The organism is Enterococcus sp. AZ156, assembly GCF_051714165.1.
GTDB classification, from domain to species: Bacteria; Bacillota; Bacilli; order Lactobacillales; family Enterococcaceae; genus Enterococcus_B; species Enterococcus_B pernyi.
In genome coordinates this window covers 1,303,720-1,316,899 of sequence record NZ_JBIORI010000001.1, presented here as the reverse complement: position 1 = coordinate 1,316,899, position 13,180 = coordinate 1,303,720, and the positions used below count along the sequence as shown (strand labels likewise).

Sequence of the window (13,180 nt, the reverse complement as noted above, 5' to 3'; positions counted from 1 at the left end):
CCGGAGCAGGACGACTGTCCTCTCCGACAAATGATGTAGATCCAATCAGTGGATCGACCCCATTAATTTTTTGATTGGCTCTTTGATTGCAAATAAAATCACTGCACCGACGATTGCAACGACGCCGATGATACCAAAGTAGGCAGATTCAGTACCTGGTGTATAGAACCGTGCGATTTGTGCATTGATGGCTTGGGAAGAAGCATCTGCTAAGAACCAGATCGCAATCGTTTGCGATTCGAAGGCTCTAGGCGCCAATTTCGTCGTCACTGATAGGCCGACAGGTGATAAGCAAAGTTCAGCAATCACGATGATGAAAAAGCTACCGATCAGCCAAAGTGGGCTGACTTTTCCAGCTGTTCCATATAACATTCCTGGCAACATCAGTAATAGGTAAGACAATCCGGCAAATAACAACCCTAGAGAGAATTTCACTACAGTTGATGGTTGACGTTTACCTAAACGAGTCCATAAAGTAACGAACACAGGTGTCAAAATAAAGATGAAGATCGGGTTCAATGATTGATACCAACTTGCTTGGATCGGAACACCCATCAAGGTCGATTGTGTTCGTTCACTTGCAAATAGGGCAAGGATCGATGACCCTTGTTCTTGCAATGACCAAAAGATGATTGCTGCTAAGAATAATGGGATATATGCCCATACACGTGGTTTTTCTTCCACTGAAACATCTTTTGAAGTCAACATTTTGATAAAGTAATAGAGTGGTAAAACGATTCCTAAGACACTGATCGTATTAACAAAGAAATCGATCGTCAAATGTCCAGTCAGTTGCGCTCCACCAAAAATAATAGCAAATACGATCAAAGCGATCACAACATTACGGATAAATCCTTTACGTTCGCCTTGTGTCAAAGGATTTGGAGGTGTCATACCCACTCCATCCAATGTCTTACGTCCTTGGATCACATATTGCAATAACCCGAAGAACATACCGATAGCGGCTAATGAGAAACCTAAATGGTAGTTATACTCTTGACCAATCGTACCGACGATCAACGGCGCGAGCAATGCGCCTAAATTGACACCCATATAAAAGATCGAAAATCCTGCATCTCTTCGTAAATCGGTTTTCGTATATAAATGCCCGACCATTCCCGAAACGTTTGGTTTTAAGAAAGCTGTACCGATGATGATCAACGCCATCGAGATAAATAAAGTAGAGACACCAAACGGCAATGCCAAAACAACATGACCGATCATGATGAAGACCCCACCAATAAAGACGGTTTTTTTGGCTCCTAACACACGATCAGAAAACCAGCCGCCTACGATACTCGACATATAAATCAACGAACCATAGATCGACATGATCGACAACGCTGTGGCACGAGGTAAACCAAGGCCTCCATTTGCTACCGTGTCGTACATATAATAGATCAGTAAGGCACGCATACCATAATAACTGAATCGTTCCCACATCTCTGTGAAGAACAATGTAGACAATCCCTTCGGCTGACCGAAGAACCCTTTGTCTTGTTTTTCCATATTCCCATACCCCAATTCTTTTAATTTTCAGAAAATAATACACATATTTACCGAAAATCCGTGTAAAAATATTTATTTAAGAAATATATACTTATTTTCTATAAATACAACAAAAATTTAATGGGAAAACAATAAGAAAAAACATAGGTTATTTTTAATAATTATATAGTCTACTTTATGTCATAAAGCTTAAATGTCGGTATATTCAGTATGTAAACGGTATCGTAACGAATTTTTTATGTAAAAGAACATCTTTTTTCTATTCGTACATTTTGTTAAGCGTTTTGTTTTACTTACTTTTTGTAAGGTGATATACTTCGTTTTGTCATCAAGAAAAAAAACGCAGAAAAGCGAATTAAAGGAGAACTAATCTATGACTGAATTTACAAATATCTTAAAAAACCGCCGTTCGATCTATGATCTAGGCCGTAACGTATCACAATCAAATGAAGAATTAACAACATTGATCCAAGAAGCAATCAAAGAAAGCCCTACTGCTTTCAATGCGCAATCAACACGTGCAGTAATCTTATTTGGCGATGCACATGAAAAATTATGGGAAATGACAGAAGAAGCTTTACGTCCACTGACACCTGCTGATGCATTCCCAAATACTCAAAACAAATTAGCTAGTTTCAAAAAAGGTTATGGTACTGTCTTGTTCTTCAAAGACACAGATGTGATCAAAAACTTGCAAGAGCAATTTGCATTATATGCAGATAACTTCCCTGATTGGTCAGAACAATCAAATGGTATTGCTACAGCCAATACTTGGGTGGCATTAAGCGAAGAAGGTTTAGGTGCAAACCTACAACATTACAATCCAGTGATCGATGAAGCTGTCGCAAAAGAATGGTCGATTCCTGCAAACTGGAAATTACGTGCACAATTAGTCTTTGGTTCACCTGAATCTCCAGCTGGCGAAAAAGAATATATGAACGATGCTGATCGTTTCCGCGTGTTTGGCTAATTCTACTAATACAAAAAGACAGCTCCTTCTACTAAAAGAAGGAGCTGTCTTTTTGTCATTTCAATGGATCATTCATCCTCATGCTCGATCATGATATCAAGTTCTGCATCATCATTTAAGTGTTTTGCTAAAAAAGGAATCAATTCTTCTAATGAGACAGAAAATTTCAATAACGGACCACGCCAACCGTTCCGGAAAAAATTCATTTTGACTTCTTTCGAATCTTTTGGTTGGTAAAGAACGACTTTGTTGATTTCAGAATATGGCACTCCACGATGGTCAAAGCTGTTCAAAACTAGCCCATCTGTAGTAAGTCCTCGACTATCTAACAAGAAACTCAATAACACAAGAGAAGCCAAGACGCCTTTCACTAACTCATCAGTGGTTGGTTGACTGACCAATGTATACCATAAAACCAGTAAAGCAAGGAACGGAACAACTAAATAGACCCAGCGATTCCGAACCGTTTTATAAACGATCTCTCGTCGTACAAGCCATAGAAATAAGCACATGACGATGACAAATAAAAAAAGAACTATTGTAAAAAAGGAAACCATCTTATCGATCCACACCTTTATTTTCAACTCTTGAAACTAGAAAATCAAAGGGGTAAATCATATCCCCTCTAACTGAACAAACGGTATTCAAGGAGCAGTACTTCGGTCATAAGCCAAAAAACTCAAAAATGAAATAGGCGTTTTCGTTTTTTCTATCTTATGCCTTAGTGTTCAATGCTCGTTTCATAACCTTAAAAGGACCTGCAACATGATCATTCGATGTTGCATGTCCATATCTTCTTATTCAAATGTATCATATTTAGCTACTACCATGCTAGCTTTTTCTTCTAATAATTCTTGATCTTCTATAGCGCATTGGGCAACTTTGACTACGGCGCAATTCGTCATTTTTGAAACAACTTCTCCAACAACTGATTTGGTAAAACCAATGGGCCTACATGAATATTGTTCTCCTAAATTAATCATTTCTTCCGTCATCAAAATCCTCCTAAACTACTCAAACAGTTTGCCACAGAAAATCATTTCGTTTTATCTGTGTGTTTCGTTAGTGGTGATTTGATCAAACTCTTATTTGATCTATCCGCATTATAGCGTACTGTTTTCGTTTTCACAAATTTTAACAGCTAAACATAATAAAAAAATCGTTTTTTGGACTGTTTTTCCTTGTTTTTTACATTTGATCAGGCAGATTCATGTAGTTTTTTTTAGAAAAACAATTATAATAGAAAGAAGTCTGGGGGAGTCTTTCATGTCAAAACAAAAAAGTAAAAAACGATTACTACTAGGCGGGGCAGTGCTAGTGTTGATTTCAGGCGTCTTTTACTTTACAAATAAACAATTAGAAGATAAAAAATCAATAACGGAGGAAAACATAGAGCAGACAATCAAAACCGAAGAAAAACAAGTACTACTCGACGTACCTCTTGAAAATCAATTCGATGAACCTGCACTAGAGAATGGCTGTGAAGTAACCGCCTTATCGATGTTGTTGCGCTTCTATGGCTACGAAACTACCAAGAATCAATTAGCCGAACAATTAAATTATGTCCCCGTTTTCAATGCTGATGGCACTCATGGCGATCCAAATGAAGGGTTCGTTGGTGAGATCTGGGGCGGTGACTGGGCAATGGGTGTCTATGTTCCACCAATCGCTACGTTAGCCCAAGAAATCCTGCAAACCGATTATCATACCGAACCGCAAACGGATGCAAGCTTGACTGACATCAAAAATACACTAAAAGAAGAAAAACCTGTATGGGCTTCTGTCACGATCGATTTTCAAGTGCCGACAGAAAATGATTTCATGACTTGGACGACTGCAAACGGTGAAGTACAAGTCACGCCATTAGTCCATGCCTGTGTTGTAACTGGCTACGATGATCAATCAATCTATGTCAATGATCCTTATGGCATAAAAAATCGTGCGGTACCAATCGATGACTTTGAGCAAGTATTTACTGCCATGGGCGGACAAATGCTTACTTTAGAAAAGAACTAGTATTTCCTAGAAAAATAGCTTATACTCAAGCTAACAACGCATGGAAGGAGCAAGAATCTGTGGAACGATTTATTCATAAAAAGGCGGATCCAAATGAAATCCCAATCATCTTCGTCCGTGATACTGCTGGTAATATCCAAAAAAAAGTGTCAGTCAATGAATGGACGAACCGATACAGCCCTGCTTCCCTCGATTTACTTGAAATCAAACTTTATCGACAAGCATTGGCTTATTATTCTGAGCAAGACTACGAGAAAGCCATTGATTTGTTGAAATTTTTGATCATTCAAACTGGCTATACTCATTTTGAGTACATCGAACGTCTAGCCACCATCTATCGTAAAATCCATGCAGAAGCACTTGAATATCAGTTGCTCTCTTCTGTCTTAGCATCCGCTGAGATCATCGGCTTGCCTGCTGGTTTGATCAAAAAACTGGAACGGCGGATCGATCAATTGAAATTGAGCATGGCGAGAAAATAAAATAAACCTAAGAACGAATGATTAAGTTATTAATCAATTATTCTTAGGCTTATTTTTTAATTCAACATTTAGTTTACATAATAAAAATAAAATCAACCAATTATAGCTAATGCTTCTTTAGGTACCTCTTCTTTGGGAATTTCTTCGTATGTTTCTACATGAGCGCCTTTATTCGTCAATCTCAAGTAACGGTCTTTTTTTAAAACAGATAACCCGTTAAATTCAATCTCGCGTTCGTTGCCATTTGCATCAACTGCCTTTTGGATATATTTTGCTGTCCCAAATGAATTGACTTCATCAGGCTGTTTTGTTTTGACATACACTTCTCCCTTTGTGACTAACGGATTCAATTGGTCTATAACTGCTGGTAATTCTCCAGTAGCGTCTTGGGTATAAAACTTCAAGCCAAATAACGCCAACCCACTAAATACAACGGCACCTACTAATACTTTGATTACTTTCATTTTTCTACCTCCTCTTTACTCTTTGAGTATAGCTTGTAAAAAAATCACATTCATCCGTCTCTAGATCGAGTTTTTTATCGGACTTTAGCACAGAAGTTATTTTTACAAAATTTCATATATTTTTGCTATTATATTAGGAAAGAAAGGATGTGTTTCATTATGAATAAAGAAGAAATACTTCAGAAAATCAAAGATCTGGTCCAAAGTGGCAATTTCACTGAAGCCAAAACATTTTTCGAAGAGCATAAAGAACAACTAGGTCCTTACAAAGAAAAAGCCCAAGAATTTCTCCAAAATGTCGATTTTCAAGGAATAACGGATAAATTCAAAAATCTATTCAAATAAAATTTATATTTTCATAGGGATGATCGGAGCGAGTCTGTCATGATCTAGAAACAAAAAAATCCTCAACAATCAAGGATTGTCGGGGATTTTTTGTTAGGATTTCTTGTGTTTCAAAAATAAGCGATTGATCTCCAAATCGCCACACTTCTATCAAAACCTACTTTTAATACAATCTTGATGGGTCATAGTGGTACGTCACATTACCATTCAGTTCGGCCTTTCCAACAACAAACTTGCGATTCTCAATTTTTAACCACGCTTCACGAAAAGCCATGACTTCCTCACGTTTGACCTCTATTTTTTGGATTTTTCCATCCATCAACTCTTGGATCATTTGTTCATAGGGATTCATCTTTGATTGCCTCCAGCTTATTTCAATATTCAGTGAAGATCGGTGCATGTATTTCTTTCGTATCTAAATCTTTTCGCACGTTCACTTTCGTATAAATCACTTTTTCAACTGGAATACTGTAGTAACTTTCGTCTCCATCGTTAAATTGATGGACATCCGTTTTTGATAAAATACCATCGATTTTGTTCATTAACACTCGCGGTTCCACACTATTACTAACAATATAATAGCAAATACGGATATTGTTTACTAAATGTAGATCAACTTCTAATATCACTTGGTCCATGAAATACTACACCCTTTCTTTAAAAGAATTATAACAATAAGCACATCAAGAATCAAAAAAACAACTTTATTTAAAAAACAAGAAATTTTATAACATATCCTCTTGTGCACAAACATACAAAGTGTTATTTTTAATTATAGATTTCTTTTTTCCTTGGAGGCGTATATTATATGGACACTTTGGGACAATTGGTTTTTTATGTTCCTTTTTTTCTAATGACAACTTTAGCAATCTACTACACGAAATGGACGAAGCGTAAATTTTCCGTATTGCTGACACTTTTACCAGTCGCTTATTTTTCCCACAAAATATTTTCCCTTCGGCATTGGGAACCCACCCCAAAACTACTTTCACATGAATTAGGGTTGATTATTTCATTAACAATATTGATCTTATGGATTTATTACCTTTACAAACATCCTTAGTTAGCAGTACTACTCTTCACGAACAAAAAAGCCACGTTGGAAATCAGCAACGTAGCTTATCAGGAATCGGCATCTATTTAACGACCAACACATTACAAGGCGCATGAGTCACCACATAAGAAGCTGTCGACCCTACTAACGCTTGTTGGATCGAGCCTTTACCTGTTGCCCCCATCACGATAAGATCAATTGACTCTTGTTTTGGTAAGACAGTGGCGATCAATGTTCTTGGATCACCGGTCTCCACAATTGCATGAATTGTTTCAATCCCGAATTCTTTGGCATCATTGATTCTCTTCAATAGTTCCACTTCTGTTTTTTGTTTTTCTTCTGCATAGATTTTTGAGAACGCATAGGCACTATGTGTCAAATCGATTTTATTGATAATTGAAACGATCAATAATTCTGCTTGGTTATCTCTCGCTAATTCTAAAGCCTCGCCAAATGCTTTCTCTGCTTTTTCCGAACCATCAATCGCTACCATTATTTTTTTATACATATTCGTCATCCATCCCATCTCCTTGTTTCTTTTATTCTATCACTTCGTATAAATTTTATAAAAAATTCACTTTTTTCTCGGCTTTTCAAACTAAAATTGAGCATTTTCTATTTTTTTATTTTGAATCTTTCTAATAAAAAACAAATGTCAGAAGCGCACAATTCTTCATTTATGATGTTTTTCTAATTAAAACGCACATTATTTAAACACATTCTTGTTACAAAAAAGGAGCATTTGTCACAAACTGTTACGTATCTTTCACCTATGAAATATAATCCCATGGTAAAGTATTACTCGTTAGCGAAAACAGCTAATCAAAATAACTTTTTAAAATACGAAGGAGATCTTTCATGAAATCACTTAAAACTATTCTTTTTGGAACAACTTTGGCCGCCGGCGCTGCATTATTTATGGGTACTTCTGCACACGCAGACGAAGCCTACACTGTTCAATCAGGTGATACTTTATCAACGATTTCTCAAAAATACGTTGGTGACAACTCCTTGATCCAAACAATTGCCGAAGCTAACTCAATCTCAAACATTCACCTGATTTTTTCAGGTCAAGAATTAACTATTCCTACTGGTGAGCAAGCAACTGCTCCTGTCGCTACTCAAGCACCTGTAGAACCTGTTCAAGAAACAGCGCCAGTTGTGGAAACACCTGTAGTAGAACAAGCACCAGTTGTAGAACAAGCACCAGCTACTGAAGTCGCTGTTTCAACTGGTACGAACGATGCCAAAGAATGGATCGCACAAAAAGAATCTAGCGGTTCTTATACAGCAACAAACGGACGTTATATCGGCCGTTACCAATTAGACTCTTCTTACTTGAACGGTGACTACTCTGCTGCCAATCAAGAAAGAGTGGCAGAACAATATGTTGCTTCTCGTTATGGCTCTTGGGATGCAGCCAAAGCTTTCTGGTTAGCTAACGGTTGGTACTAAAAAGAACGATTTTGAAAAAATGGGAATCCTATTGATTCCTATTTTTTTTTGTTCTTGTTTCACTTAATTTCCCTTTTGTTTTTGCTTCTGCTTTTGACTTTGTTTGATTTTTTTGATTGCCCAATCATAATGACTCGAAGTAGCAGAAACGAAATAACTGCCAAGCGTTGTATTCCCCACCCAAGAATACTGGTTTTTTTGGAACAGTTGATCGTCATCGAAGGTTTTCGCCAGTAACATCACTTCTGCATGGCTTTCCTTCAACCAGTCAGACGCTTGTCGTAACGTAGTAGACTGATGTTTTTTTGTAAAGCCACGATTCATCTCGGCTGTCGTTCGCCAATTATAGGGTTCCGGCAAAAAAGATACGCCTTCTCCCAATTGATTACTTTTTACCCATGTTAATAATAAAGAATGCCACTCGTACAAATGGATCAACACGTCTTTGATCGTTTGATCTCTTCGCCAATGTGCTTCTTTTCTTTTTTCAAGAAATACTTCCTCAAAATCAAATGTTGCTTCCCTTTGTTCCACAGGTATTGAATCGATCAACTGTTGCAATTTTTCAAAATTTTTAGTTGCAAGTATCAATAACTCCTCTTTTGACTTTGGTCTCATCTTCTTCTCCTTATTAAAAATACATTCGTTTTAAAACGTTTCCAATCCAACTATAATTCTAGTATGCCTGATTTTCAAAAAAAAGACGAGTAATATCCTAGAATGAATATACATTCTAGATCATTACTCGTCTTTATCCACTTGATTCAACGATTTTCATTCCATGTCTTGACTGAAAACCACATATCACTATACACTTTTTTGAGCAAGTCATTCATTTAGCGGTACTCACTTTGGTACGCTGACAATTGCAAAGGCATCTTTTTCTTCCATTCAATCATCCATTGAATTCTCGTTGCCAAAAAAATACTGCATATTCTTAATTATCGACAGGCGTTTTTTCCTTAGTTAGCCATATCCTTTATTTTTTTCTTGATGATTTCGCGGGTCTTTCTAAATTCAGCAAAAATCTCTTCTTCTGTACCAGTAGCTTTTGCCGGATCTTCTAGATCCCAATGTTCATGACGGATATGAGCAGGAATCACTGGGCATTTATCTAACGCATCTCCGCAAAGCGTAATGATCAAGTCCGCATGGCTAAAATAATCTGGATCAATCAAGTCTGAAGTTTGACTCGTAATGTCGATGCCATCTTCTTCCATCACTTTTACTGCACGTGGATTTAATCCATGTGTCTCTACTCCCGCGCTACGAACTTCAAATTGATCTTCCAGATATTCGTGGCCATACCCTTCAGCGATCTGACTTCTGCAAGAATTTCCTGTACATAAAAAATAAACTTTCTTTTTTTCTACACTTGTTGACTTCTCCAAAACCATTCCTCCAATCCATTAATCCTTTGAGGATTAAGTGTATGATATCATAAATTCAAGGGATCGTTAGTTTATTCAAAAAAAAACGTATGGTTTTTAATAAAGCAATGATCCGCCAGTTACATAACAAAAAACTAAGAATACAGACAAAACAGCATTTTAAAGCATGTCAAAGACTTTTTACATGCTAAACCTGGCAATGACAAAAACCTTTGATCGTCGATTTTGACCTCTTCGATCACACTGAGATAAGAAGGAGCGGATACTATGGACTTAAGTCATCAAATAAAAAAATATCGCAAACAACTAGCTTTCTCCCAAGAAGAATTAGCCGAAAAATTATATGTTTCAAGACAAACGATTTCAAACTGGGAGAATGAACGTAGCTATCCTGATATTCATAATTTATTATTGCTGAGTGTCCTATTTGACGTTTCTTTGGATGAATGAATCAAAGGAGATATAGAAAAGATGAAAGAAAATGTTACCCTTACTGAACTGAACAAATATACTAAGATCATGCTAGTTTTCATGCTTCTCACCTTGATTTCAGTAGGCCCATCCTTATTTTTACCCGGTAATTGGCGATTAGCCCTTCCCTTGATCTTTTGGATCGCCAGCATGTACGGCTCAATAAAAGTTGAGGGACTCAAAACAAGAGAATATCAAAACCTACAAAGAAATCGTCGCATTCATGGAAAACAAAGAAGTAGCACCTCTACGTAAACAAAGAAACAAGGTCAGAAATCGGATCGAAAAAAAGTAGGCATCGTCATTTTGTTTGGACTCATTTGTGGAGTGATCGCTTTCCTCGCAAGTCTGCCGTTTATACTTCTTGATCGCTAGTAATCCCATAGAAAAAAACAAGATCCACCTTCAAAGATTGATCTTGTTTTTTTTCACCTAGGCGTTAGTAGACTGCCCATGGTTTGTAGTCATTAAATCTGTCTATTTCTTTCCCACACCATGAGGTATTCTTTCTCACCCGTCGATTCATCCATTTGTTCATCCACTTTTCTAAAGTCATTTTTATAGTAGAAACGGATCGCTCGTTTATTCTTATGATAAACATGCAAGCTTATTCGTTCTTTTTCTTTTTTAGCAGCTTCAATCAATTTTTGTCCAATTTTTCTATTTTGATATGTTGACTCTACAATAATTCCAGCTAAATAAGATTCATCTACGATGCCCATAAAGCCAACAATCTGACTATTCATTTCACAACAATAAATTTCTGCTTTTGGCAATTCTTTTTTCAACAACGCTTTTTTCTCATACCAATATTTCTCATCAATAAAATCATGTGTCCTGATATTGGTCGTTAACCAAATAGCTAGTAGTCGGTCCATTATCTCTTGGTCTAGTTTCTTCACTTTTTTAATCATCCCATTACTCCTGAAAGCTTATAGTTATTCTTCATACCTCTTCAAACGATCATTTAGATTGCCCGCATGGATGTTTACTGATACCCGCGAACGTCCTTCTTCAATTTTGAGGTCTAGAAGACGAAGTTGTTCTGTATAACAAAGAAGTTGTTCCGGAGTGATTTGAAAATCAATATGATTGTAGGTTTTGAGAAGCTTTGTCTGCTTATCTTCCATCAATGCCACCCACAGATCACCGATCAATAAGAATGTTTCTGGAATTAATGAGTATTGTTTTCCTTACTCGAATACACTTCTTTTGCATCAAAGATCTCCGTAAAGACTTCTGTCGAACATTTACGACCACGAACGACAACTGTCATGTGCGAGAGTTCCAACTTCGCTTTCTTTTTTAGTTAAGAATTTTTAGCATTACCAAACATGGATTCCATTCATCCCATAAGGTTGGGAACACTTCTAGCTCAACAAAACCCATCCTTCGATAGAATCCAATCGTCTGATCATAGATAGCGTAATGCCCTTCGGCGACCGTTTTCACTTGTAAAAATAGGTAATGTTCTCTTGCATAGGATTCTAGTTCATCTAGTAATCGCTTACCTAATCCTCGATGATGATAGGCTTTTTTTATCCCCATACAATAGATCTCACCGGTGGCTTTACTTGTTTCTTTTAAACTGATAAACCCTATTGATTCATTTGTTTCTTGCAAGACCCACAACGGATATTTTTGGCAGTTCTCGATGTATTCTTGTGTCGAATCTGGCAAGCCAAACCATTCTGGCAAATCATTCAAGACTTCTTGGACGATTTTTTTCTTTTCTATTGCTTCTTCTACTAAATCAATACGCATTGGTTTCCTCTTTTTTCGGCAAATATCGATCAACAAGTTGGAATCGTTCAAAGACGATTTTTGTTTCTTCATTGAGCAATAGTCCATGTTCTTTATAGTAAGGTTTGAAATAATTGTAATGCCCCTTTTGCCAATACATAAGAGATAAGTCGCCTTCACCTTCTGTAGCTGCCAGTTCTTCGGTGATTTCTTTCCAAGGTAGGATCAACACTTCGACAGTCTGGATAATGCCTATCGGTACTTTAGAGCTATTCACAACGACGGAGTAGTCACCAACTTTAGGTAATGGTTCGTTATCCATTTGGTAAAGCTCATACCCTGAGCTTGTCCCTGTTTTCTTCCCTTCCAATACTAGATCTGCTAATTCATCTGCGTGTTCTTTCGTATTTCCAAAAGCAAAAATTTCATATAATGACGCTTGTGACACACCATTTTTTAAGCAAAAGCTTTCCCAATATTTTTGTGCTTCTAGGTTCAATCTGTCACCAACTTTCTGATTGATAGTAAATCAAGTGTACCAAAAATTGGAAAACTAAGCCATTCACACTCAATTTTTTACAACTCCGATAGTCACATTTATAGTTACTCACCAACTTCACTTCTTAAATACAAGAAATAAAAAACTAGATTCACTTTTTGAGAGAATCTAGTTTTGTTTTCAGGATGAAATGGAAAATTAGACATCTACTTTGTTACAATAAATGCAACCAAAGAAAAGGACAAAATCCATGGAACTTTATTTCAAAGAGTTTTTATTGATCACGCAAAAATTAAACAGGCAACAGATCACTCCGCTACTACTAGGTTCATTAGGCTTGTCTTACTTAACAGATATCGACTGGCAACCAAGAGACATTGACATCCATGTTCCTGGCGATCCACGGGGTTGGGAGGCACCCGACAAAGATCGCTTGCACAATTGGCAAAGCATCATGAAAATTATGGAAACGTTGAATTACCAACTAGTTGATTTACACGAACATGAATTTGCAAAAGATTCTTATAACATCCAGTTTGGCAGCGTGGACAGTCTTCTCGGCTTTGCAGGTATTCCACTTAATGAACTCTCTCTAATCAGAATCGATGACTGTTCCTTTTACTTACCTACAGCGGAACAATATTTGAAAGTATATCAACGTTCTGCTAAAGATAGTTACCGTGCAGAGAAAAATAATCATAAGGATCTAGCAAAGATCGAGTATTTGGAAAAGTACTTGAATAAGAATAAGCAATGAGAAATTCTGAAGCCTTCAACCAAT

General features: G+C 36.9%; 22 protein-coding genes. 9 read left to right on the top strand and 13 right to left on the bottom strand.

Annotated features, from left to right (window positions below):
* Nucleotides 1-45: 45 nt before the first annotated feature.
* Complete coding sequence (locus IGJ95_RS06345) at nt 46-1,509, bottom strand: peptide MFS transporter (protein ID WP_010735601.1); 1,464 nt, start codon at nt 1,507-1,509, stop codon at nt 46-48.
* A 373-nt stretch (nt 1,510-1,882) separates the two neighbouring features.
* Here IGJ95_RS06345 and IGJ95_RS06340 point away from each other — a divergent pair, with 373 nt between their 5' ends.
* On the top strand, nt 1,883-2,479 hold the full coding sequence (locus IGJ95_RS06340; protein ID WP_010735602.1) for a nitroreductase family protein: 597 nt from the start codon (nt 1,883-1,885) through the stop codon (nt 2,477-2,479).
* A 68-nt stretch (nt 2,480-2,547) separates the two neighbouring features.
* On the opposite strand, the gene IGJ95_RS06335 is transcribed toward IGJ95_RS06340, so the two are convergent.
* Both IGJ95_RS06335 and IGJ95_RS06330 read right to left on the bottom strand, forming a co-directional pair.
* Nucleotides 2,548-3,036 (bottom strand): hypothetical protein, encoded by a 489-nt coding sequence (locus tag IGJ95_RS06335; RefSeq protein WP_010735603.1) that lies wholly within the window; start codon nt 3,034-3,036, stop codon nt 2,548-2,550.
* A gap of 240 nt (nt 3,037-3,276) precedes the next feature.
* The gene (locus tag IGJ95_RS06330) at nt 3,277-3,474 is read right to left on the bottom strand and encodes a hypothetical protein (RefSeq protein WP_010735604.1); all 198 of its coding nucleotides are present in this window, start codon (nt 3,472-3,474) and stop codon (nt 3,277-3,279) included.
* Nucleotides 3,475-3,745: 271 nt separating this feature from the next.
* Here IGJ95_RS06330 and IGJ95_RS06325 point away from each other — a divergent pair, with 271 nt between their 5' ends.
* Together IGJ95_RS06325 and IGJ95_RS06320 are read left to right on the top strand one after the other, a co-directional pair.
* On the top strand, nt 3,746-4,495 hold the full coding sequence (locus IGJ95_RS06325) for a C39 family peptidase (RefSeq protein WP_153830407.1): 750 nt from the start codon (nt 3,746-3,748) through the stop codon (nt 4,493-4,495).
* 59 nt (nt 4,496-4,554) lie between these two features.
* Nucleotides 4,555-4,977, top strand: coding sequence for a hypothetical protein (locus IGJ95_RS06320; protein ID WP_066026276.1), 423 nt, complete (start codon nt 4,555-4,557; stop codon nt 4,975-4,977).
* Nucleotides 4,978-5,069: 92 nt separating this feature from the next.
* On the opposite strand, the gene IGJ95_RS06315 is transcribed toward IGJ95_RS06320, so the two are convergent.
* A complete protein-coding gene (locus tag IGJ95_RS06315; protein ID WP_010735607.1) occupies nt 5,070-5,441 on the bottom strand; it encodes a YxeA family protein in 372 nt (123 codons plus the stop codon).
* A gap of 159 nt (nt 5,442-5,600) precedes the next feature.
* Here IGJ95_RS06315 and IGJ95_RS06310 point away from each other — a divergent pair, with 159 nt between their 5' ends.
* The gene (locus IGJ95_RS06310; RefSeq protein WP_019724087.1) at nt 5,601-5,786 is read left to right on the top strand and encodes a hypothetical protein; all 186 of its coding nucleotides are present in this window, start codon (nt 5,601-5,603) and stop codon (nt 5,784-5,786) included.
* Between the two features lie 163 nt (nt 5,787-5,949).
* Here the strand turns inward: IGJ95_RS06310 and IGJ95_RS06305 are convergent, their stop codons facing one another.
* Nucleotides 5,950-6,138 (bottom strand): hypothetical protein, encoded by a 189-nt coding sequence (locus IGJ95_RS06305; protein WP_010735609.1) that lies wholly within the window; start codon nt 6,136-6,138, stop codon nt 5,950-5,952.
* A 22-nt stretch (nt 6,139-6,160) separates the two neighbouring features.
* On the bottom strand, nt 6,161-6,424 hold the full coding sequence (locus tag IGJ95_RS06300; RefSeq protein ID WP_010735610.1) for a hypothetical protein: 264 nt from the start codon (nt 6,422-6,424) through the stop codon (nt 6,161-6,163).
* 170 nt (nt 6,425-6,594) lie between these two features.
* Here IGJ95_RS06300 and IGJ95_RS06295 point away from each other — a divergent pair, with 170 nt between their 5' ends.
* Nucleotides 6,595-6,849 carry a hypothetical protein gene (locus IGJ95_RS06295; protein WP_010735611.1) on the top strand — a complete coding sequence of 85 codons (255 nt, stop codon included), beginning with the start codon at nt 6,595-6,597 and terminating at the stop codon, nt 6,847-6,849.
* 73 nt (nt 6,850-6,922) lie between these two features.
* Here IGJ95_RS06295 and IGJ95_RS06290 read toward each other — a convergent pair whose 3' ends face one another.
* Complete coding sequence (locus IGJ95_RS06290) at nt 6,923-7,357, bottom strand: universal stress protein (RefSeq protein ID WP_023519554.1); 435 nt, start codon at nt 7,355-7,357, stop codon at nt 6,923-6,925.
* 341 nt (nt 7,358-7,698) lie between these two features.
* On the opposite strand from IGJ95_RS06290, the gene IGJ95_RS06285 reads away from it, so the two are divergent.
* Nucleotides 7,699-8,295: a LysM peptidoglycan-binding domain-containing protein gene (locus IGJ95_RS06285; protein WP_016249999.1), complete on the top strand. Its 597-nt coding sequence runs from the start codon at nt 7,699-7,701 to the stop codon at nt 8,293-8,295.
* Between the two features lie 63 nt (nt 8,296-8,358).
* Here IGJ95_RS06285 and IGJ95_RS06280 read toward each other — a convergent pair whose 3' ends face one another.
* Nucleotides 8,359-8,913, bottom strand: a complete 555-nt coding sequence (locus IGJ95_RS06280; RefSeq protein ID WP_010735616.1) for a ClbS/DfsB family four-helix bundle protein — start codon at nt 8,911-8,913, stop codon at nt 8,359-8,361.
* 344 nt (nt 8,914-9,257) lie between these two features.
* Entirely contained in the window at nt 9,258-9,692 is a 435-nt protein-coding gene (gene arsC, locus IGJ95_RS06275) for an arsenate reductase (thioredoxin) (RefSeq protein ID WP_062805334.1), read from the bottom strand.
* 261 nt (nt 9,693-9,953) lie between these two features.
* Between arsC and IGJ95_RS06270 the strand changes: the two genes are divergently transcribed.
* A complete protein-coding gene (locus tag IGJ95_RS06270; protein ID WP_010735618.1) occupies nt 9,954-10,136 on the top strand; it encodes a helix-turn-helix transcriptional regulator in 183 nt (60 codons plus the stop codon).
* A 21-nt stretch (nt 10,137-10,157) separates the two neighbouring features.
* The gene (locus IGJ95_RS06265) at nt 10,158-10,412 is read left to right on the top strand and encodes a hypothetical protein (protein WP_010735619.1); all 255 of its coding nucleotides are present in this window, start codon (nt 10,158-10,160) and stop codon (nt 10,410-10,412) included.
* A gap of 212 nt (nt 10,413-10,624) precedes the next feature.
* Here the strand turns inward: IGJ95_RS06265 and IGJ95_RS06260 are convergent, their stop codons facing one another.
* The 4 genes from IGJ95_RS06260 to IGJ95_RS06245 all read right to left on the bottom strand — a co-directional run bounded on the left by IGJ95_RS06260 (nt 10,625) and on the right by IGJ95_RS06245 (nt 12,399).
* Nucleotides 10,625-11,071 (bottom strand): GNAT family N-acetyltransferase, encoded by a 447-nt coding sequence (locus IGJ95_RS06260; RefSeq protein ID WP_010735620.1) that lies wholly within the window; start codon nt 11,069-11,071, stop codon nt 10,625-10,627.
* 24 nt (nt 11,072-11,095) lie between these two features.
* Nucleotides 11,096-11,287: a hypothetical protein gene (locus tag IGJ95_RS06255; RefSeq protein WP_023519549.1), complete on the bottom strand. Its 192-nt coding sequence runs from the start codon at nt 11,285-11,287 to the stop codon at nt 11,096-11,098.
* 175 nt (nt 11,288-11,462) lie between these two features.
* A complete protein-coding gene (locus IGJ95_RS06250; protein WP_153830406.1) occupies nt 11,463-11,921 on the bottom strand; it encodes a GNAT family N-acetyltransferase in 459 nt (152 codons plus the stop codon).
* Entirely contained in the window at nt 11,911-12,399 is a 489-nt protein-coding gene (locus tag IGJ95_RS06245) for an ASCH domain-containing protein (protein WP_062805336.1), read from the bottom strand. Before IGJ95_RS06245 ends, IGJ95_RS06250 begins: the two co-directional genes overlap by 11 nt.
* Before the next feature lie 250 nt (nt 12,400-12,649).
* On the opposite strand from IGJ95_RS06245, the gene IGJ95_RS06240 reads away from it, so the two are divergent.
* Nucleotides 12,650-13,156, top strand: a complete 507-nt coding sequence (locus tag IGJ95_RS06240; RefSeq protein WP_153830405.1) for a phosphoribosylanthranilate isomerase — start codon at nt 12,650-12,652, stop codon at nt 13,154-13,156.
* Nucleotides 13,157-13,180 lie beyond the last annotated feature (24 nt).

Coding starts and splice junctions, on each gene's coding strand:
- IGJ95_RS06345 (WP_010735601.1), bottom strand. CDS start 1,509: ATGGAAAAACAAGACAAAGGGTTCTTCGGTCAGCCGAAGGGATTGTCT.
- IGJ95_RS06340 (WP_010735602.1), top strand. CDS start 1,883: ATGACTGAATTTACAAATATCTTAAAAAACCGCCGTTCGATCTATGAT.
- IGJ95_RS06335 (WP_010735603.1), bottom strand. CDS start 3,036: ATGGTTTCCTTTTTTACAATAGTTCTTTTTTTATTTGTCATCGTCATG.
- IGJ95_RS06330 (WP_010735604.1), bottom strand. CDS start 3,474: ATGACGGAAGAAATGATTAATTTAGGAGAACAATATTCATGTAGGCCC.
- IGJ95_RS06325 (WP_153830407.1), top strand. CDS start 3,746: ATGTCAAAACAAAAAAGTAAAAAACGATTACTACTAGGCGGGGCAGTG.
- IGJ95_RS06315 (WP_010735607.1), bottom strand. CDS start 5,441: ATGAAAGTAATCAAAGTATTAGTAGGTGCCGTTGTATTTAGTGGGTTG.
- IGJ95_RS06310 (WP_019724087.1), top strand. CDS start 5,601: ATGAATAAAGAAGAAATACTTCAGAAAATCAAAGATCTGGTCCAAAGT.
- IGJ95_RS06305 (WP_010735609.1), bottom strand. CDS start 6,138: ATGAATCCCTATGAACAAATGATCCAAGAGTTGATGGATGGAAAAATC.
- IGJ95_RS06300 (WP_010735610.1), bottom strand. CDS start 6,424: ATGGACCAAGTGATATTAGAAGTTGATCTACATTTAGTAAACAATATC.
- IGJ95_RS06295 (WP_010735611.1), top strand. CDS start 6,595: ATGGACACTTTGGGACAATTGGTTTTTTATGTTCCTTTTTTTCTAATG.
- IGJ95_RS06290 (WP_023519554.1), bottom strand. CDS start 7,357: ATGACGAATATGTATAAAAAAATAATGGTAGCGATTGATGGTTCGGAA.
- IGJ95_RS06285 (WP_016249999.1), top strand. CDS start 7,699: ATGAAATCACTTAAAACTATTCTTTTTGGAACAACTTTGGCCGCCGGC.
- IGJ95_RS06280 (WP_010735616.1), bottom strand. CDS start 8,913: ATGAGACCAAAGTCAAAAGAGGAGTTATTGATACTTGCAACTAAAAAT.
- arsC (WP_062805334.1), bottom strand. CDS start 9,692: ATGGTTTTGGAGAAGTCAACAAGTGTAGAAAAAAAGAAAGTTTATTTT.
- IGJ95_RS06270 (WP_010735618.1), top strand. CDS start 9,954: ATGGACTTAAGTCATCAAATAAAAAAATATCGCAAACAACTAGCTTTC.
- IGJ95_RS06265 (WP_010735619.1), top strand. CDS start 10,158: ATGAAAGAAAATGTTACCCTTACTGAACTGAACAAATATACTAAGATC.
- IGJ95_RS06260 (WP_010735620.1), bottom strand. CDS start 11,071: ATGATTAAAAAAGTGAAGAAACTAGACCAAGAGATAATGGACCGACTA.
- IGJ95_RS06255 (WP_023519549.1), bottom strand. CDS start 11,287: ATGGAAGATAAGCAGACAAAGCTTCTCAAAACCTACAATCATATTGAT.
- IGJ95_RS06250 (WP_153830406.1), bottom strand. CDS start 11,921: ATGCGTATTGATTTAGTAGAAGAAGCAATAGAAAAGAAAAAAATCGTC.
- IGJ95_RS06240 (WP_153830405.1), top strand. CDS start 12,650: ATGGAACTTTATTTCAAAGAGTTTTTATTGATCACGCAAAAATTAAAC.